The organism is Micromonospora trifolii, assembly GCF_050516465.1.
GTDB classification, from domain to species: Bacteria; Actinomycetota; Actinomycetes; order Mycobacteriales; family Micromonosporaceae; genus Micromonospora; species Micromonospora trifolii.
In genome coordinates this window covers 5,178,499-5,197,703 of record NZ_CP191526.1, presented here as the reverse complement: position 1 = coordinate 5,197,703, position 19,205 = coordinate 5,178,499, and the positions used below count along the sequence as shown (strand labels likewise).

The window sequence follows — 19,205 nt, the reverse complement described above, 5'->3', positions numbered from 1 at the left end:
TTTTTGTCGGGACGGGAAGTGCAAGATCGCGGGGAAGGTGGTTCGTCGGCGAGCCGGTGCCGGGAGCGGCCGTGACTGTCGGTAGGCTTCGTGCACATGAGCCTGCCTCGCCCCGTCCTCGTGGTGGACTTCGGAGCCCAGTACGCCCAGCTCATCGCCCGCCGGGTCCGTGAGGCGAAGGTCTACTCCGAGATCGTGCCGCACTCGATGCCGATCGCCGAGATGCTGGCGAAGAACCCCGCCGCGATCATCCTCTCCGGTGGTCCGGCCAGCGTCTACGCCCCGGACGCGCCGCAGATCGACGCGGGCGTTTTCAGCGCCGACGTGCCGGTCTTCGGCATCTGCTACGGCTTCCAGGCGATGGCTCAGGCGCTCGGCGGCACGGTCACCAGGACCGGCAACCGTGAGTACGGGGGCACCCCGCTGCGTCCCCGCCTCCTCGAGCCCGGTGTGCTGCTGCGCGACCTGCCGGCGGACCTGCCGGTCTGGATGAGCCACGGCGACGCCGTCACCGAGGCGCCCGAGGGCTTCACGGTGACCGCCGAGTCGGCTGGCGCACCGGTCGCCGCCTTCGAGGACCTGGCCGGCCGCCGGGCCGGCGTGCAGTTCCACCCCGAGGTCGGGCACACCGCCCACGGCCAGGAGATGCTGACCCGCTTCCTCTACGACATCGCCGGCATCGAGCCGACCTGGACTCCCGAGAACATCATCGACGAGCAGGTCGCCCGGATCCGCGCCCAGATCGGCGACAAGGAGGTCATCTGCGGCCTCTCCGGCGGGGTGGACTCGGCGGTCGCCGCGGCGCTCGTGCACAAGGCGGTCGGTGACCAGCTCACCTGCGTCTTCGTCGATCACGGCCTGCTGCGCGCCGGCGAGGCCGAGCAGGTGGAGAAGGACTACGTCAGCGCCACCGGCATCAAGCTGAAGGTGGTCGACGCCACCGACCGGTTCCTCGGCGCGCTCGCCGGGGTGACCGATCCGGAGCAGAAGCGCAAGATCATTGGCCGGGAGTTCATCCGGGTCTTCGAGGCCGCGGCCCGCGAGATCGCCGCACACGGCGACGTCGAGTTCCTCGTCCAGGGCACCCTCTACCCCGACGTGGTGGAGTCCGGCGGCGGCACCGGCACCGCCAACATCAAGAGCCACCACAACGTCGGCGGCCTCCCGGAGGACCTGAAGTTCGCGCTGGTCGAGCCGCTGCGCACCCTGTTCAAGGACGAGGTCCGCACGCTCGGCCTCCAACTGGGCCTGCCCGAGGCGATGGTCTGGCGGCACCCGTTCCCCGGCCCCGGCCTCGCCATCCGGATCATCGGCGCGGTCGACCAGGAACGCCTCGACCTGCTCCGCCAGGCCGATCTGATCGCCCGCGAGGAGCTGACCGCCGCCGGCCTCGACCGGGGCGTCTGGCAGTTCCCGGTGGTGCTGCTCGCCGACGTGCGCAGCGTCGGTGTGCAGGGAGACGGGCGCAGCTACGGGCACCCCGTGGTGCTGCGCCCGGTCTCCAGCGAGGACGCGATGACCGCCGACTGGTCCCGGCTGCCCTACGACGTGGTGGCCCGGATCTCCACCCGGATCACCAACGAGGTCGCCGAGGTCAACCGGGTGGTCCTGGACGTCACGAGCAAGCCGCCGGGCACCATCGAGTGGGAGTGAGCGCTGCTTACGCGGCCGGCGGCATGCTGGGCGGGGTCGTCGGCGGGTAGGGCGGCGTCGGGGCGTACCCCTGCGGTGGTCCGCCGGGCGCGGGCCCGGCGGTGGGCGGCGGGCCGTTCTGCGGCGCGACGCCCGCGGCGTGCGGCCAGGCCGGCGCGCCGGTGGGCTCCTCCGGCATCAGGAACCACATGATCGGGTACGCGAACAGCGCGAGCCCGCCGGTGAGCAGGCCGGTGACCGCGAAGATCACCCGGACCAGGGTGGGATCGACGGCGAAGTAGCGGCCGACGCCGCTGGCGACCCCGGCGACCATGCGGTCGGTGGTGGGTCGCCGAAGCTGCTTGTACGGGGCGCGGGGAGCGGTGGTCGATGTCATACCCCTACCGTCCGCGCTGGCGCCCGGCACGCCCTCGGTGACCGCCCGGATCCTTACCCTGACCAATCCCTGACCGGGACCGGATAGTCAGGAATCCGACTCTTTTCCGTTCCGGTAACCCGGCCCGGGGAGAATTTGCTTCCGTGACCACCTTGCTCAAGCCGCTCCGCAGGATCGCGGCATACGCAGTTTGTGCTGATTCAAGCGGCCGAGTCTTGCTGGTCCGCGCATCGGAGCGCTCCGGCACCCCCGGCGCGTGGTCGCTGCCCGGCGGGGCGGTCGACCACGGCGAGGACCCGAACCACACCGTCGTTCGCGAGACCGCCGCCGAAACCGGCCTCTCCGTCGCCGTCTCCAGCCTGGCCGACGTGCTCGCCGACATGCGGGCACTCCCGGACCGCGGCATCACCATCCACACCGATCGGCTGATCTACCGGGTGGCTGTCCGCGGCGGCACCCTCGCAGACCGGGTCGGTGAGCGCCCCACCGACCTGGCCCGGTGGTACACCCTCGACGAGGCGCGCGAGCTGCCGCTGCGCTCGTTCACCGCACGCGCCCTCGGGCTGCCCGCCTCCTCGGCCGACGTGGTGCCCGACGAGGCACCCGAGTTCCCCTCCTTCTACGCCGTGCCCGGCCCCGACGGGCTGCACCGCGCCCAGCGCTTCGCCGCGTACGCGGTCTGCACCGACCCCGCCGGCCGAGTGCTGCTCACCCGCATCTCCGACGGCTACCCGGGCGCCGGGTGCTGGCACCTGCCCGGCGGTGGCACCGACTACGGCGAGCAGCCCGGCGCGGCACTCATCCGGGAGCTGGTCGAGGAGACCGGCCAGGCCGGCCGCCTCGTCGAGCTGCTCGGAGTCGCCAGCCACCGCGACGCCGCCTCACTCGGCCCCGAGGGCTACCCGATCGACTGGCACGGCGTACGCGCCTTCTACCGGGTCGTCGTCGACCAGCCCAACCCACTCACCGTTGCCGACGTGGGCGGCTCCACCTGCGAAGCCCGCTGGTTCGGCCGCGAGGAGTTGGGCGCCCTCCCCACCGACCGCCTCACCGAGGTGACCGCCGAAGCAGTCCAAGCCGCCCAACTCACCTGACCCCGACCGGTCCGCGAGGGGCCGGCGCCGCCGGCCGGGCCTCGCGCCTCGCGCCTAGATCGTGCTCGAACCAGGATGTAGTGGCCTCACGGACGCGCCGATGCCACTACATCCTGGATATTGCGCGATCTTGAGCTCGGGGACACCCCGCTGAGGGTTCCGCCCGGGCGTCCCGGGCAGGGGTCCTCGGCGCTGCCCATGGAGTCGTCCGGCTTTTGGGGGTCCGTGCCTCCAGCCGCTGATCAACTCGGATTCCTTGAAGGCGCGGTATCCCGGGCGCTGGGATACCGCGCCTTCCGTGAACCCGAGTTGATCAGCGTTCGTCTCGACTGTCACGACGCGAATGGACTCCACAATGAGGGCTAATGGAGTGAAGCGACCACGGCCGTGAATAGGACGAAAAGGTCTCGATAGGCCAAATCATCGTCGTCAAGGGTCGGGCACCTGGGCTTGAACGCCTCGGCTCGCCCAGTTCTGCGGGTTTCCATGCGCTGCCTCGCGTTGATCATGAAGCTATCGTCAGGCGCGAGATGGACGGCGATAACTCATGATCAATAGCTCTGGGTGCGAAGCGGGGGGCGAGCGAGGGTGCAATTTACGCGGCGAGTCGGGGCCTATGGGCTATTGCGGGACTCGGGCCGGGTCTTGGTGGTTCGGGACGGGGTGGAGGGTGAGTTTCCGGGGGTCTGGCGGTTGCCGGGCGGTGCCGTCGGGCATGCCGAGGACCCGGAGCGCGCCGTGGTCCGCGAGCTCGCTGGACAGGCCGGGCTGGCGGTCACTGTGACACGGCTGCTCGCGGTCGTCGCCGATGTCGTCACCTTCCCGGAGGACAAGGTCGCGCTGCATACCGACCGGCTGTTGTTCGACCTCAGCACGCCCCACGACCCACTGTCCGACGGCGCACGGCCGGAGAGCGCGCGGCCCGGGAGCGGGTTGGTTGAGGCGGGGGCTGGACTGATTGATCAAGTTTGCTGGCTCTCACTGGCGGAGGTGGCGCAGTTGCCGCTGACCCCGTTCACCGCCGAGGCGCTCGGCCTGCCGGTCACCCCACTGCCGCCGGGAGCGCACCGGTCGCGGCACCTGTTCCCTCCGGCGCACCCCGACCGTCGGCTGCGCTTCGGGGCGTACGGGCTGGTCACCGACCCTGCTGGGCGGATCCTGCTCACTCAGATCGCGGAGGGCTATCCGGGGGCCGGTCTGTGGCATCTGCCCGGCGGTGGCACCGATCACGGTGAGCAGCCGGCGACCGGGTTGCTGCGGGAGTTGGTCGAGGAGGGCGGGCAGGTGGGCCGGGTCGTGGAGCTTCTTGGTGTCAACAACCTGCACAATCCCGCCGCGGTGGGCCCGGAGGGCCGGCCGCTGGACTGGCATGGCGTACGGGTGATCTATCGGGTGCTGGTGGACGTACCTACTGACGCGGTGGTCACCGAGTCCGCCGGCGGGTCGACGGCGCGGGCGGGGTGGTTCACCCGGGCCGAGGCTGCTGACCTGCCGTTGAGCGACATCGCTGCCGTGGCAATCGGACAGAGTGGCCGAAAGCACTCCGCTCGGTGAGCCGAGTTGGTGACCCTCCGGTACAGTCAAAGGCGGGAATGATGGAGGAAACGGGCGATGAAGCCCGGGATGGGAACAAGCGAGCGGTTCGAGCGGTTTAGCCAGATATAAGTACCGCCGGCAGCTATCGCCAAGCCATGTTCCCCTATGCGATGGTGTACTCCGCAAAACGGCTGCCGGGCCATGCAAGGTCCGGCACGAGACAGCCGGACACCCGCCACTTGGCGGTCAGCAGATCCGGTGATGGAGGAAACGTGCCGAGAGCCCCATGGCGCCGGCGTCGTACTACTGACAGTCCGCGCCCCGCAGGGCGTCGCTGGGCGGGCCGGTTGCGCCGCAGCAGCACGTTCGCCCGCCAGGTGCTGTTGGTCCGGGTCGGTCGCCGCGACGGCGACCTGCACCCGACCGACCTGGCCCCGACCGAGCACCGGTACGCCGATCGGCAGCGCCGTCGCTACGGCCTGGACCGGCTCAGCCGGCCGACACTGGGTGTGGACCCGACACTGGGCCTGGACCGGGCCGACATCGACGCGGTCATGCCGGTCAGCCCGGCGATGCCGCCGATGGCGCAGGCCGACGAGGCCGGCTCGATCCCGCTGCTTCCCGGCGAGCGCTCAATCGCGCGCCGGATGAAGTTCGCCCTGGTCAACGCCTGCACGCTGGCCAGCCTGATGCTCGGCATGCTGGCCATCTTCCTGGCCATGCAGGGCGAGGTGCGCATCGCGGCGCTCTGCCTGATCGCCTGCGTCGGCTTCGACGGTCTGGACGGCGCGCTGGCCCGACGGCTCGGGGTTGCCAGCCCGTTCGGCGCGCAGATGGACTCACTGGCCGACATGTGCTCGTTCGGTCTCGCCGCGCCGGTCGTGGTCTACGCCTCGCTCGCCGGCTCCGTCTCCACGGCGGCGGCGGCGGTGGCGTGCGCCCTGGTCGCGGCGTGTGCCGCGATCCGGCTGGCCCGCTTCAACGTCTCGCCGAAGGACGGCCGGTTCTTCTGCGGGGTGCCCACCACCATGGCGGCCGCGGTGCTCGCCGTGACCGTGGCGATCGGCCTGCCGGTGCCCGGTGCCGTGCTGGTCGCCGGGGTGGCGCTGCTGGCCTTCGCGATGGTCTCCAGCTTCCCGTACGCCAAGCTCGCCCGCCTGGTGAAGTTGCCGCCGTGGCTCTGGTTGGCCCCGGTGATCGGCGCGCTGGTCGACATTCGGCTGACGTTCGCCCTGATCGTGGTGGGCTACCTGGTCAGCGGGCCGGTCCTCTGGCTGCGGCAGCGCCGTACCGCGTGATCTGAGCAGACAGAACGGGGCGCCGCGGACAGCGGCGCCCCGTTCCTCGTTTTGCGGGTCAGCGCCAGCGGGCGATGACCGTGGACCCGCCGACCACCTTGTCGCCCGGCCCGACCTGCGGGTCCGCGGCCTCGGCGGGCAGGTAGACGTCGGTCCGGGAGCCGAACCGGATCAGCCCGAAGCGCTCGCCCCTGGCCAGCAGCGCGCCGATCGGCGCGCGCTGCACGATCCGGCGGGCGATCAGCCCGGTCCGCTGCGCGACCACCACCGTGCCGCGCGCGGTGTCCAGCACGGTGTACGCGGCGACGTTGTGCTCGGCGTCCGGCTTCATCGCGTTGACGAAGCCGCCGTCGGCGACGAAGTAGTCCACCACCTTGCCGGCGACCGGGGCACGGTTGACGTGCACGTCCAGCACCGACAGGAACACCGCGATCCGGAGCCACTCGCCGTCGCCGAAGCGCTCGTCGTGCAGCCGCTGCACCGACAGGACCTTCCCGTCCGCGCTCGCGACCACGGCGCTCGGGTCCTCCGGCACGTCCCGTTCGGGATCCCGGAAGAACGCGGCGACCGGCCCGGCGGCCAGGGCCGGCAGTAGCCACAGCTTGGACGACGGGCGCGCCACCCGGGCCAGCGCCGCGAGGCCCAGCGCGATGCCCGCCGCCGCCACGCCGTTGGAGTCGATGTGCATGCCCCGGGTCACCGGCACACTCGACGGCCGGTACGCGGGGGCCAGGCTGTCGGCCGTGGCCGGGCTGGCCGGGGTGAACCGCAGTCGGTAGACCCGCACCGGTGGCGGGTTGCGCAGCACCAGATCGGCGCCGACGCCGTAGAGGGCGTCCTGTCGGGCCAGTTCGGCGGCGGCACCCTCGGTCCGGCCGGGGGTGGCGACGGTCGCCACGCTCAGCACCGCCCCGTCGGTGAGGTACTTGGCCAACCCCTCGACGCCGCTGCGGGTCGCCTCGGCGGTGCCGGTGAACACCTCACCGGCGATGACGACCGCGGCGGCCTCGGCTTCGGCCAGTGAGTCGACGACGCTCACCCGGTCGGCGACCCAGCGGCCCTGGGCGGTGACGTGCTCGCGGAGCGCCGCGCCGCCGAACGGCTCGGCGGGCACCACGGTGAGCCGGTCGCCGGGGAGCAGCGCATCGACCGCCGCGGCCAGCACCGCGGAGTCCGGGGTCACCCCGACCAGCAGGGCGGCCTTGGCGTCGTTGATCCGGGCCAGCTCGGCGACGAGGGTACGGGCGGCTCGCTCGCCGATGCGGACCGGACCGGACCGGCCGGTGGTACGCACGGCGGGGGACTGGGTCATGTCGGGCGGGCTCCTGACGGGGGTAGAGACGGGAATCGCGGCGGGACCGCCATGGGCGGGACGGGCCGGCCGGCGGAGGCGAGATCTCCACCAGCCAGCATATGCGTCCGTCCGCGCCGGCCGCACCGCCGTGGGGATGCGGTGGAACCGACGCGGACAGCCGCCCGAGGTCAGGCTTCCCTGCGCGGACCCTCCCGCTCGTCACCCGGCCGGTCGCCAACGGCCTCGACCGGTTGGTCGGACCGGGTCGGCTCGTCCCCCTCAGACGGGGCCGGACGGGCGAGCTTGCCGATGGTCGGCTCGTCGTCCCCGTTGCCGGGTTGGTCGGGGATGGGCTCGGTCGGCGGCTCCGACGGCGGATGTGCCAGCCAGGCCGGGTGGATCACGTCGGTGGCCGCTGAATCCTCCGCCCGCACCTCGGTGGTCGGCGTCTCCACCGTCCGGTCCGCGAAGAGCGTCGGGTCCGAGGTGAGCGTCCGGTCCGAGGTGAGCGCCGGGTCCGAGGAGGGAGTGTCCCAGGTGGACCGCTCGGCTTCCCAGACCGGCAGGGCCGCGCCGGAGGTCGACGTGGCGGCACCGGAGACGGACGCGCCGGAGACGGGTGCGCCGGAGACGGACGTGCCGGAGACGGGTGCGCCGGAGACGGACGTGCCGGAGACGGGCGCGACCGCATCGGCGGCACCGGCCTCGGCAATCGGCTCCGGCTGGCTCGGTCGACCCGAGCGCAGCGCGCCGACCAGACCGAAGACCCCGATCAGGATGAGTGCGCCGGCCAGGAACCAGCCGACCGGCGGTAGCGCGAGCCCGAGCAGTTGGGCGAGTAGCCACCAGGCGGACAGGGCCAGGAACACGAGCCCGAAGGCGAACGACACCAGATCCGTGCGGTGAGCCTTCACCGGGTCACCTCCAGGTTGCCGGCATTGACGTGGATGTAGAGGCGCAGGGTCCCGCCGCCGGGCCCGTCCGCGCCGAGGTCGGTGGATTCCCGCAGGCGGCCGTCCAGCCCGCCGGATCGGTTGCCGAAGATGGTGGCGTCACCCGCGTTGACGTCGGCCACGGTGGTGACGTCCACGTTCGGCGGCACGACCACTGTCGCCTGGCCGAAGTTGACGGCCACTGTCACCTGGCTGTCCCGTTTCGCGAAGTCGATCCCGCGCAGGTCGAGCACGGCGTCACCGAAGCTGTTCTCGTACCGGTCCGCCAGGTCTCGGTAGTCGGTGGGCGCCCAGGTAACCGCGCCGTCGACCCCCCGGATCCGGTCGTAGGACTCGGCGACGGTCGCCGTGCCCAGCGCCGCCGCGGTCACCAGACCGAGCGCGATGAGCCAGCGGGCCCGCCCGAACCAGGTGCCGACCAGCAGCCCCAGCGCGATCGTGACCAGAGCGGCCGCGAAGTACGCCGAGGCGCTGATGGCGAAGACGTCCAGCAGGTCGAGCAGGGCGACCAGGCCGAGCACCAGGAAGATCAGCGAGAAGGTCACCGCGCCGAGCGGCGACCGCTCCTTGGGGCGCTTCGGCGGCTTCGGTGGCTTCGGCGGAGGAGGCGCGGCCGGGGTCGGCGAAGCGTACGGGCCGTGCGGCGCGAACGGGGGGCGGTAACCGGAGGGCGGCGGGGCGGTCGGATAGCCGGCCGGGGCAGCGGGTGTGCTGCTCACCGGTGCCGACGGCCAACCGGCGCTGGGCATGGCGGTGCTCGGCCAGCCGGGCTGGGCGGCCGTCGTGCCGGCCGGTTGCCCGGACACCGGGCCGACCCCGGACACCGGCTGCGTCGCGCTGGTCGGCGGCGCGTCGTACGCCGGGATGGTGACGGTGGGGGCCGCCCCCGTCGTCGCGGTGGCGTACCCCGGACCGGTGCTGAACATCGGCGGCGTCGCCGCTGGGCCGGTCGACGGCGCCGCGCCGTACGACGGTGCGGGCCAGGCCATCGGTGGGACGACCGGACCGGCCGGGTTGCCGGACGGTGCGGCCGGCGGCGGGCCACCCGGGGCGCCGGGTCGTGGATTGCGGCCGTCCCGGTTGAGCAGGAGCGCGCCGGCGACCAGGATGGCCGCGCCGAGCAGCACCGCGCGGAAGGCGTCGGTGACGATGTACGCGAAGCTGGCCGCGACCAGGATACCCAGGACGATCACCGTCACCGGCGACATGCTGGAGCGCCCGCGTCCGAGCATGGACTCGACGGGGGACGCGGTGTCGCCCTCGTTCGGGATGATCAGCCAGGCGGCGACGTACACCAGGATGCCGATGCCCCCGAAGAACCCGAGCACCGCGAGCAGCACCCGCCAGAGCACCGGATCGGTGTTGGTGGCGCGCCCGATCGCCGCGCAGACACCGGCCAGGTACCGCCCCTCGCGCGGCCGGACCAGTCCGTACCGCGAGGTGAAGCCGGTGCCGCCCAGCGGCGGTGGCGGCGCGGACGGACCGGGACCACCCGGCCCGGGTGGCGTGCCGCCCGGGCCGTAACCGGTGCCCGCCGCGAACCCCGGGCCGGGGCCGTAGCCCGCCGTGGGCGGCGCGTAGCGGTCGGCCGGCTCGCCGGGTGCGGTGCCGGCTGTCGCGTCGGTGCCAGCGTGCGGACCGAACGTGCTGGGCTCGGTCCATTCGGCGGGCGTGGTGGTGGGCGGGGGCGGTGCTGAACCGCCCGGCTGTGCCGACCCCGGTCGGGGCGGCGGGGCAGCTTCCTCGGTCATGCTTCGATCCTGCTGCCCGGTCCACCCGAACGACCTCAGGACCCGACCCTGACCCCACCCTGAGATCCGGGGGCAGGAATGTCGGGGGCGTCCCCGTGGTCGCGGACGCCGCAGCGTGTGACGATCGAGTCACCGACCTCGACCTGTCCGCCACCGTGACCAGGGAGCCTCCGATCAGCATCGTGACCCCGCCCCCGCGCCTCTACCGCGCCCCGGAGCACCGGATGGCCGCCGGCGTCGCCGCCGGTATCGCCGACCATCTCGGCATCTCGGTGCTGCGGGTGCGCGTCGCGTTCATGGTCCTGCTCGGGCTGAGCGGGCTCGGCCTGCTGCTCTACGCGGCCTTCTGGGCTGTGGTGCCGCTGCGCCCCGGTGACACCGCGGTGCCGCCCCGGCGGGACGTCGCCCAACTCCTGCCGTTCGTGGGGATCGGGCTGGGTGTCCTGTTGATCCAGGTGATGGTCTTCGACTCGGTCGGCGCGGCGGGCACCGCCGGTTGGTTGGTGGCCATCATCGCGGTCGGCGCCGGGGTCATCTGGCACCAGTCCGCGCCCGAGCGGCGGCGACAGTGGGGCGACGCGATGCCGGTGCCCTGGCTCGGCGCGGTCGTCGAGGAGAGCGACCGGCGGGCCTTCGTGCTCCGGTTCATCGGCGGGGGAGTGCTGGTCGCGGTCGGCATCATCGGCGTCGCGGCCGTCTACTCGCCGGCACAGAACTTCGACGCGGTGATCAATGGCGTGATCTTCGCGTTGGTCGGGTTGGCCGGCGTCGGCGTGGTCGCCGCGCCGGTGCTCTGGCGGACGTACAGCCAGCTCCGCTCGGAGCGCGAGGGGCGCATCCGCGAGCAGGAGCGGGCCGAGTTGGCTGCGATGGTGCACGACCAGGTGCTGCACACGTTGGCCCTGATCCAGCGCAACGCCACCGACGTCAAGACGGTGCAGCGGCTGGCCCGGGGGCAGGAGCGTTCCCTGCGCAACTGGCTCTACAAGCCGACGGCTTCGCCGAGCGAGCGCTTCGCCGCCGCGCTGGAGCAGGCCGCGGCCGAGGTCGAGGACACCTTCGCGATCAGCGTGGAGACGGTGGTGGTGGGTGACCGGGAGACCGACGAGAAGGTCGGCGCGCTGATCGCGGCCGCGCGGGAGGCGTTGGTGAACGCGGCCCGGCACGCCGGCGTGCAGACCGTGTCGCTCTACGCCGAGGTGGAACCGGATCAGGTCAGTGTCTTCGTCCGGGACCGGGGGAAGGGCTTCGATCCGGATACCGTGGAGGACCACCGGCACGGCGTACGCGGCTCGATCATCGGGCGGATGAAGCGGCACGGCGGACGGGCCGAAATACGGTCCGGCCCGGGGGAGGGGACCGAGGTCCGGTTGATCCTGCCGATCTCCCGGGACTCGTCCGCAGCGGAGAGGAACAGATGACCATGGCCGAGCAGTCGACCGAGCACCTCGACCCGGCGGATGCCCGCCCCGAGCGGCTGCGGGTGTTCCTGGTGGACGACCACGCCATGTTCCGAGCCGGGGTGCGCGCGGAGTTGGGCGCCCACGTCGACGTGGTGGGCGAGGCGAGCACGGTGGCCGAGGCGGTCACCCGGATCGCCGCCGTCGGCCCGGACGTGGTGCTGCTCGACGTGCACATGCCCGACGGCGGCGGTCGCGCGGTGCTTGAGGCGATGCGGCGTACGCACCCGCAGGTCAAGTTCCTCGCGTTGAGCGTCTCCGACGCGGCGGAGGACGTGATCGGGCTGATCCGCGCCGGTGCCCGGGGGTACGTCACCAAGACCATCTCCCCGGACGAGTTGGCTGCCGCGATCCGTCGCGTGGCCGACGGGGACGCGGTGTTCAGCCCACGGCTGGCCGGGTTCGTGCTGGACGCCTTCGCGGCCCGGCCGGACGCGCCGGTGGCCGACCCGGAGCTGGACCAGCTCACCAACCGTGAGCGGGAGGTGCTGCGGCTGCTGGCCCGGGGGTACGCGTACAAGGAGATCGCCAAGGAGCTGTTCATCTCCATCAAGACGGTGGAGACGCACGTGTCGAACGTGCTGCGCAAGCTTCAGATGTCCAATCGCTACGAGCTCTCCCGCTGGGCGGCGGATCGCCGGCTCGTGTGACGGTGCGTCGCCCGGCGAGGATCAGAGAAACGTCCGGCGCGCCCTCGTACACCTAGCCGGTGATCGTGTCCGGGTAGCCGTAGGGGCCCTCATCCGGATGGGTCGAAACATGAGTGGTGACGGACGTCCCGCCGGGCTCGGGCGACCCCGGGGCTTGCGCACGGGCCGAGGCTGGCTCTTCGGGTTGCGCAACGTATTTCCTGCTCAGTGCCGCCCGCCTCGGCCGTTTTATGATCATTTTTCAAGTATCGGCAACGTGGCGGGCAACTAACGGCTTGATAACGGCACCTTCACGGAAGAGGCCAGTGGGTGTCACAGTGGCAGCACCTCACCATCGGTGTGTGGCACTCCGTACGCCCCACGACCACGATTCCGCCGATCTCGGCGGCCCGTGGCTGTGTCGATTGCGTCGTGTCAAGCCTCGTTGGTGGGGGAGCCCGGCGGATCGGAACATCAGGGGTGTCCCCAACTTCCCTGTGGTCCCGGCGACCCGCGCCCCGGGGTGGTCGGGCGGTGTCACCCCCAAACGTGCGTGAAACCCACGACGGAACCTGGTTAGAAAGAGGAGGCCCCTCGGAATGAGAGTCTCGAAGCGGGCGACGAGCGCGATCGCGCTCAGCGCGGCTGCCGCGCTTGTCGCGAGCGGTTGCTCGAGCGGTGACGGCGACGGCGACGCTGCCGCCAGCAAGGACGGCTCGATCGTTGTCCACGGCGTCCAGCCGGAGAACCCGCTGGTCCCGTCGAACACCACGGAGACCGGCGGTGGCAAGATCATCGACTGGCTCTTCACTGGCCTGGTCGAGTACCCGAACGACGGTGGGGCCCCGCGTAACGCGCTGGCGGAGTCCATCAACACCACGGACTCCAAGGTCTTCACGATCAAGATCAAGGCCGGTACCAAGTTCCACGACGGTACCGAGGTGAAGGCGAAGAACTTCGTCGACGCCTGGAACTGGGCCGCCTACTCGCCGAACGGCGCGCAGAACGGCACCTTCTTCGCGGACATCGCGGGCTTCGACAAGACCTACACCTCGGACCCGGATGGCCCGGACGGCCCGCAGAAGGCCCCGGCGCCGACGGCTGACAAGCTGTCCGGCCTGAAGGTCATCGACGAGCAGACCTTCGAGGTCACCCTCGCCGCCCCGACCGCGGTCTTCCCGACCAAGCTCGGCTACAGCGCCTTCATGCCGCTGCCGGACGTGTTCTTCACCATGAAGCCGGAAGAGTTCGGCCGCAAGCCGATCGCCAACGGCCCGGTGAAGTTCGTGTCGTGGGAGGACAACTCCCTCATCAAGCTGACGCGCTTCGACGACTACAACCTTCGCGACAAGATGAAGGTCAAGGACGTCGACGTCAAGCTGTACCAGGACGACAACGCGGCCTACGCCGATCTGCTGGCCAACAACCTCGACTTCATGGAGGTTGTCCCCACCTCGGCGCTCGCCGGTGACAAGTGGAAGACCGACCTCGGTGACCGGGGCCGCTCGACCGTCACGCCGTCGACCGCGTTCATCGCGTTCCCGATCTACGACAAGCGCTTCAAGGACCCGAAGCTGCGTCGCGCCGTGTCGCTGGCGGTCAACCGGCAGGAGATCTCCGACAAGATCTTCTTCGGCACCCGCAAGCCGGCCGACAGCTGGGCGAACCCGCTGACCCCGGGCGCCAAGCCGGGCAACTGCACCGCCTGCAAGTTCGACCCGGCCACGGCCAAGACGCTGCTCGCCGAGGCCGGTGGCTTCAGCGGTGAGATGGTCTTCTACTACAACGCGGACTCCGCCCACAAGGACTGGATGGACGCCGTCGCGCAGCAGGTCAAGACCAACCTGGGCATCAACGCTCGGGCCGAGGGTGTGCCGACCTTCGCGGTGTTCCGCCAGAACATCAACGCCCACACGATGAAGGGCCCGTACCGTGCTGCCTGGCAGCAGGACTACCCGGACGTCGAGAACTGGGTCAACCCGCTGTTCATCACCAACGGCTCCTCGAACGACGGCCTCTACAGCAACACCGAGGTCGACGCCCTTGCCAAGCAGGCCAGCGGCGCTCCGAGCCTGGAGGCCTCGCACGAGGCGTTCGCCAAGGCGGTCGAGAAGGTCGACCAGGACGTCCCGAGCATCCCGGTCTACTTCTACGGTCAGCAGTCCGGCCACTCGGAGAAGATCAAGAAGCTCGAGCTGAACAACGTCGGCGAGATCGACATCACCTCGGTCGAGCTCTGATCCGAACGGTCTGACCCCGGGTCGGGCTCGCCACATCCGGTGAGCCCGACCCGGGGCCGTTCCGCGATTGGGTGTTACAACACTCCACTCGCACGTTGTCACCACCGTGTCGGCCGTCCGACGCGCCCCCTGTCTGGAGGACCACCCCATGGGCCGTTATCTGTTGAGACGGCTGCTCCAACTCGTGCCGGTCTTCATCGGTACGACGTTCCTGATCTACTGGCTCGTCTGGGCCGTTCCTGGCGATCCGTTCGCCGGCAAGTGCGGTGAGCGTCGCTGCCCGGACCAGTACATCGCCTTCATGACCGAGAAGTACCACCTCGACCAGAACGTCTTCGTGCAGTACGCCAACTACATGAAGAACCTGCTCCAGGGCGACTTCGGTCAGACGTTCTCGCAGCGCGAGATCAGCGACATCATCCTGACTTCGTACCCGAACACCCTGAAGCTGGCCGTCGTGGCGCTCGCCATCGAGGCCGTGATCGGCCTCGGCGCCGGCGTGCTGAGCGGTCTGCGGCGCAACGGCTTCCTGGACAACCTGGTCCTGGTCTCCACCCTCTTCCTGATCGCACTGCCGGTCTTCGTGGTCGGCTTCGTGCTGCAGTGGCTGCTGGGTGTGCAGTGGGGCATCATCAAGCCGACCGTCTCCTCCGAGATGCGGTGGTCCGAGCTGATCGTGCCCGGCTTCGTGCTCGGTAGCGCGTCAGTGGCGTACATCGCCCGGGTGGCAAGAACGAGCATCGCGGAGAACCGTCGCGCGGACTACGTGCGCACCGCCATCGCCAAGGGCCTGCCGATGCGCCGGGTGGTGGGTGTTCACCTGCTGCGCAACTCGCTCATCCCGGTGGTGACCCTGCTCGGCACCGACCTCGGTGCCCTGATGGGTGGCGCGATCGTCACCGAGGGAATCTTCGGCATCAACGGAATCGGCCGCCAGGTCTTCCGGGCGATCATCACCAAGGAAAGCGCCACGGTGGTAGGGATCGTGGTCGTCCTGGTGCTGGTCTATCTCGTGATGAACCTGCTGGTTGACCTGCTCTACGCCGCCCTGGACCCGAGGATCCGTTATGAGTGACCCGAGTACCGCATCGATCGTCAGCACCCCTGGCGCACACCCCACCGACTCCGCCGCTCCCGCCACCCTGGGCCAGCCGCAGAGCAACGAGAAGCCGCGCGGCCTGCTCGGCGACGCCTGGCGGGACCTGCGACGCAAGCCGCTGTTCTGGATCTCGGCCACGCTGATCGTGATCTTCCTGCTGATGGCGGCCTTCCCGGCGCTGTTCGCCCCGGGCGACGCGGTCAACGGCTCGCTGTCCCGCAGCCTCGACAAGCCGTCCGCCAATGGCTGGTTCGGCTACGACGTGCAGGGCCGTGACGTCTACGCCCGGGTCATCTACGGCGCACGGGCTTCCATCGTGGTCGCCGTGCTCTCCGTGGTGGGCACCCTGCTCATCGGTGGAACCATGGGCATCATCTCCGGCTACCGCGGTGGTTGGGTGGACGCGCTGCTCAGCCGGATCGCCGACGTCTTCTTCGGTCTGCCGTTCGTGCTCGGCGCGATCGTCATCCTGACCACGTTCAACGGGTCGGGCGCCGGCAACAGCAAGGCCCAGATCATGGGCCTGGTGATCGCGTCACTGATCGTGCTGAGCTGGCCGGTCGTGATGCGACTGATGCGCTCCTCGGTGCTCGCCACCAAGGAGGCCGACTACATCGTGGCGGCCCGCGCACTGGGTGCCGGCACCGGCCGGATCATCCTCAAGCACCTGCTGCCGAACTGCCTGGCCCCGCTGCTGGTCTACGGCACGATCATGGTCGGCTCGTTCATCGGCGCCGAGGCCACCCTGTCGTTCCTGGGCGTCGGTCTGAAGTCGCCGGTGGTGTCCTGGGGCATCATGATCAGCGACGGGCAGCAGTTCATCCGGGTCGCGCCGGGGCTGGTGTTCTTCCCCGCCGCGTTCCTCGTCACCGCAGTGCTGAGCTTCGTGATGCTCGGTGAGTCGGTCCGCGAGGCCCTCGATCCGAAACTCCGCTAGGGGAGATCCAGTTGTCCGACATTCTCGTGTCCGAGCAGTCAGCGCCGGGACCCGGCGGGTCCGGGCGTCCCTCCGGCCGCCTGCTCGAGGTCGACGACCTGCGGGTGGAGTTCCGCACCCGGGACGGCGTCGCAAAGGTCATCAACGGGGTCACGTACCACGTCGACGCGGGGGAGACCCTCGCCGTGCTCGGCGAGTCCGGCTCCGGTAAGAGCGTCACCGCGCAGACCATCATGGGCATCCTGGACACGCCGCCCGGCTTCGTCACCGGTGGGCAGGTCCGCTTCCACGGCAAGGACATGCTCCGCATGTCCGACGAGGAGCGCCGCCGCATCCGCGGCGAGGGCATCGCGATGATCTTCCAGGACGCGCTCTCCGCGCTGAACCCCGTCTTCACCGTCGGGTTCCAGATCGCCGAGCAGTTCCGGGTCCGGCGGGGCATGAGCCGCGCGGAGGCCAAGAAGCGCGCGATCGACATGCTCGACCAGGTCAAGATCCCGAACGCCAAGGGCCGGTTCAACAACTACCCGCACCAGTTCTCCGGCGGTATGCGGCAGCGCGCGATGATCGCGATGTCGCTGGCGCTCGACCCCGAGGTGCTGATCGCGGACGAGCCGACCACCGCCCTCGACGTGACCGTGCAGGCCCAGATCATGGACCTGCTGGCCGAGCTTCAGCGCGAGCGGCAGATGGGCATGATCCTGATCACCCACGACCTCGGCGTGGTCGCCGACGTCGCGGACCGGATCGCGGTCATGTACGCGGGCCGGATCGTCGAGGAAGCCGACGTGTACGAGCTGTACGCCAAGCCGGCGCACCCGTACACGCTGGGTCTGATCGACTCGATCCCGCGCCTCGACGAGAAGGGGCAGCAGCTCCGGACGATCAAGGGCCTCCCGCCGAACCTGATGAACATCCCGCCGGGCTGCCCGTTCAACCCGCGGTGCCCGATGGCTCAGCCGGTGTGCCGGGAGAAGATCCCGCCGCTGCTGCAGATCGGCCCCGCCCGGGCCAGCGCCTGCCACTTCGCCGAGGAGCTGGTGAACCGTGTCTGAGAACATCCTCGAGGTCAATGACCTGGTCAAGCACTACCCCGTCACCCAGGGTGTGGTGTTCAAGAAGACCGTCGGTCAGGTCAAGGCGGTCGACGGGGTCTCGTTCGGACTTCGGGCCGGTGAGACGCTCGGTGTGGTCGGCGAGTCCGGCTGCGGCAAGTCGACGCTCGCCCGGGTGCTGATGAACCTGGAGAAGCCGACCGCCGGCAAGGTGGTCTACAAGGGTCAGGACATCTCCAAGCTGTCCGGTGGGGCGCTGCGGCGTCTGCGCCGGCAGATCCAGCTGGTCATGCAGGACCCGTACACCTCGCTGAACCCGCGGATGACCGTCGGCGACCTGCTCGGTGAGCCGTTCGAGATCCACCCGGAGGTGGCGCCGAAGGGCAGCCGCCGGGCCAAGGTCCGCGAACTGCTGGACCTGGTCGGGCTCAACCCGGAGCACATCAACCGGTACCCGCACCAGTTCTCCGGCGGTCAGCGTCAGCGCATCGGCATCGCCCGCGCGCTCGCGCTGCGGCCCGAGATCATCGTCTGCGACGAGCCGGTGTCGGCGCTGGACGTCTCCATCCAGGCCCAGGTCATGAACCTGCTGGAGCAGTTGCAGGGCGAGTTCGGCCTCTCGTACGTCTTCATCGCGCACGACCTGTCGGTGGTCCGCCACCTCTCGGACCGGGTCGCGGTGATGTACCTCGGCAAGATCGTCGAGATCGGCACCGAGGACGAGATCTACGAGCGACCGACCCACCCGTACACCCAGGCGCTGCTCTCCGCGGTGCCGGTGCCGGACCCGACCCAGCGGAACAACAAGACGATCATCCGGCTCACGGGTGACGTGCCGTCGCCGATCAGCCCGCCCTCGGGCTGCCGGTTCCGGACCCGCTGCTGGAAGGCGCAGGACGTCTGCGCCGAGCAGGTCCCGCTGCTGGAGATCCGTCGGGACTCGGACCACCCGAGCGCCTGCCACTTCGCGGAGAAGCGCGAGATCGTCGCCACCCACGAGGCGTGAGTCACCGAAACCGCCTGCCGCCGTCGCCACGACGACGGCAGGCGGTTTCGTCTGTTCGTGAGCCGGATCGACCGCGCGGCGCCTGGTAGCCCACGCGGCGTCAGCAAGCTGTGTCGCCCACGACGGGCGGTGTGGCTCACCGGGTAGCCGTGGCCGGTTCAGCGCGGGCTGGGGCGGCTCACAGCGGGCCGCGGCCCGCGCGGAGCAGCAGCAGGGCCAGCTGGGTGCCGTCGGCGCCGAGCGCGACCCGGAACCGCTCCAGGATCTCCCGTTCCCGGGAGAGCACCAGGCGGGTCCCACCGGACGCCATCCGGGTCGCGCCGACCTCCTGGGACAACGCGGCCCGCTCCTGCCAGAGCGTGATCAACGCGTGGTCGATCTCGTCGATCCGTTCCCTGATCTGCACGATCCGCGCTGAGGCGGACGGCTCCTGGGTGCCGGTCTGCTGCTCGGCCGGCTCGGCGTCCGCACCCGTCGGTGGTGTGGCCACCGCCGGCTCAGCCCCCTGCGCGGCGGGCTGCCCCGGTCGGATCGGGCTGCCGCTCTGCTCCATCACGTCTGCCATCATCGGGTACCTCTCGCACTGTGGTGCCCGGTGCCCGGAACCTGGGACGGAAAAAGCCCCGGACTCCAGGAGCCCGGGGCTTTAGCAGGTCTGAATCGATCAGGCGCGACCTACGGCAGCCGGACTCCCGGTGCCATAGTAAAAGTAGAAGCGCGCAGCGATCACGCCGTCGAGTATGCCCACGTCGTTGCCGGGTGCGCAAGCATTCCGCGTCGCGAAGGGCGCCTTTCCCGCCGGTGGGCGTACGGGGTGGTGGTGC

General features: G+C 70.5%; 15 protein-coding genes and 1 pseudogene. 11 read left to right on the top strand and 5 right to left on the bottom strand.

Translation table 11 applies throughout. From position 1 onward, the window contains the following. Positions 1-96: 96 nt before the first annotated feature. On the top strand, positions 97-1,653 hold the full coding sequence (gene guaA, locus ACQRWP_RS24150) for a glutamine-hydrolyzing GMP synthase (protein ID WP_430497959.1): 1,557 nt from the start codon (positions 97-99) through the stop codon (positions 1,651-1,653). Between the two features lie 7 nt (positions 1,654-1,660). On the opposite strand, the gene ACQRWP_RS24145 is transcribed toward guaA, so the two are convergent. Further along, positions 1,661-2,029, bottom strand: a complete 369-nt coding sequence (locus ACQRWP_RS24145) for a PspC domain-containing protein (RefSeq protein ID WP_124822169.1) — start codon at positions 2,027-2,029, stop codon at positions 1,661-1,663. Positions 2,030-2,172: 143 nt separating this feature from the next. On the opposite strand from ACQRWP_RS24145, the gene ACQRWP_RS24140 reads away from it, so the two are divergent. The 3 genes from ACQRWP_RS24140 (at position 2,173) to ACQRWP_RS24130 (ending at position 5,957) form a co-directional block, all read left to right on the top strand. Beyond that, complete coding sequence (locus ACQRWP_RS24140; protein WP_238679429.1) at positions 2,173-3,123, top strand: NUDIX hydrolase; 951 nt, start codon at positions 2,173-2,175, stop codon at positions 3,121-3,123. Positions 3,124-3,711: 588 nt separating this feature from the next. Then, on the top strand, positions 3,712-4,677 hold the full coding sequence (locus tag ACQRWP_RS24135; protein ID WP_430497956.1) for an NUDIX hydrolase: 966 nt from the start codon (positions 3,712-3,714) through the stop codon (positions 4,675-4,677). Positions 4,678-5,006: 329 nt separating this feature from the next. Beyond that, entirely contained in the window at positions 5,007-5,957 is a 951-nt protein-coding gene (locus ACQRWP_RS24130) for a CDP-alcohol phosphatidyltransferase family protein (RefSeq protein ID WP_430497954.1), read from the top strand. Positions 5,958-6,015: 58 nt separating this feature from the next. Here ACQRWP_RS24130 and ACQRWP_RS24125 read toward each other — a convergent pair whose 3' ends face one another. The 3 genes and pseudogenes from ACQRWP_RS24125 to ACQRWP_RS24115 all read right to left on the bottom strand — a co-directional run bounded on the left by ACQRWP_RS24125 (position 6,016) and on the right by ACQRWP_RS24115 (position 9,955). Then, positions 6,016-7,269 (bottom strand): phosphatidylserine decarboxylase, encoded by a 1,254-nt coding sequence (locus ACQRWP_RS24125; protein ID WP_430497952.1) that lies wholly within the window; start codon positions 7,267-7,269, stop codon positions 6,016-6,018. A 647-nt stretch (positions 7,270-7,916) separates the two neighbouring features. Then, positions 7,917-8,165, bottom strand: a pseudogene (locus ACQRWP_RS24120) (hypothetical protein); the annotation flags it as partial. Next, positions 8,162-9,955, bottom strand: a complete 1,794-nt coding sequence (locus ACQRWP_RS24115) for a PspC domain-containing protein (protein ID WP_430497950.1) — start codon at positions 9,953-9,955, stop codon at positions 8,162-8,164. The gene ACQRWP_RS24115 and the pseudogene ACQRWP_RS24120, both read right to left, overlap by 4 nt. 155 nt (positions 9,956-10,110) lie before the next feature. Here ACQRWP_RS24115 and ACQRWP_RS24110 point away from each other — a divergent pair, with 155 nt between their 5' ends. The 7 genes from ACQRWP_RS24110 (at position 10,111) to ACQRWP_RS24080 (ending at position 18,381) form a co-directional block, all read left to right on the top strand. Continuing rightward, positions 10,111-11,376, top strand: a complete 1,266-nt coding sequence (locus ACQRWP_RS24110) for a PspC domain-containing protein (RefSeq protein ID WP_430503280.1) — start codon at positions 10,111-10,113, stop codon at positions 11,374-11,376. A 2-nt stretch (positions 11,377-11,378) separates the two neighbouring features. Next, complete coding sequence (locus ACQRWP_RS24105; protein ID WP_091406380.1) at positions 11,379-12,065, top strand: response regulator; 687 nt, start codon at positions 11,379-11,381, stop codon at positions 12,063-12,065. 578 nt (positions 12,066-12,643) lie between these two features. Continuing rightward, positions 12,644-14,284, top strand: coding sequence for a peptide ABC transporter substrate-binding protein (locus ACQRWP_RS24100; protein ID WP_430497948.1), 1,641 nt, complete (start codon positions 12,644-12,646; stop codon positions 14,282-14,284). A gap of 148 nt (positions 14,285-14,432) precedes the next feature. Continuing rightward, positions 14,433-15,359 (top strand): ABC transporter permease, encoded by a 927-nt coding sequence (locus ACQRWP_RS24095; RefSeq protein ID WP_238677478.1) that lies wholly within the window; start codon positions 14,433-14,435, stop codon positions 15,357-15,359. Further along, a complete protein-coding gene (locus ACQRWP_RS24090; protein WP_430497946.1) occupies positions 15,352-16,320 on the top strand; it encodes an ABC transporter permease in 969 nt (322 codons plus the stop codon). The genes ACQRWP_RS24095 and ACQRWP_RS24090 overlap by 8 nt, the downstream gene beginning before the upstream one ends. 26 nt (positions 16,321-16,346) lie before the next feature. Beyond that, positions 16,347-17,375 (top strand): ABC transporter ATP-binding protein, encoded by a 1,029-nt coding sequence (locus ACQRWP_RS24085; protein ID WP_430503279.1) that lies wholly within the window; start codon positions 16,347-16,349, stop codon positions 17,373-17,375. Continuing rightward, positions 17,368-18,381 carry an ABC transporter ATP-binding protein gene (locus tag ACQRWP_RS24080; RefSeq protein WP_354949264.1) on the top strand — a complete coding sequence of 338 codons (1,014 nt, stop codon included), beginning with the start codon at positions 17,368-17,370 and terminating at the stop codon, positions 18,379-18,381. Before ACQRWP_RS24085 ends, ACQRWP_RS24080 begins: the two co-directional genes overlap by 8 nt. A 178-nt stretch (positions 18,382-18,559) precedes the next feature. Here the strand turns inward: ACQRWP_RS24080 and ACQRWP_RS24075 are convergent, their stop codons facing one another. After that, the gene (locus ACQRWP_RS24075) at positions 18,560-18,949 is read right to left on the bottom strand and encodes a chorismate mutase (protein WP_430497943.1); all 390 of its coding nucleotides are present in this window, start codon (positions 18,947-18,949) and stop codon (positions 18,560-18,562) included. Positions 18,950-19,205 lie beyond the last annotated feature (256 nt).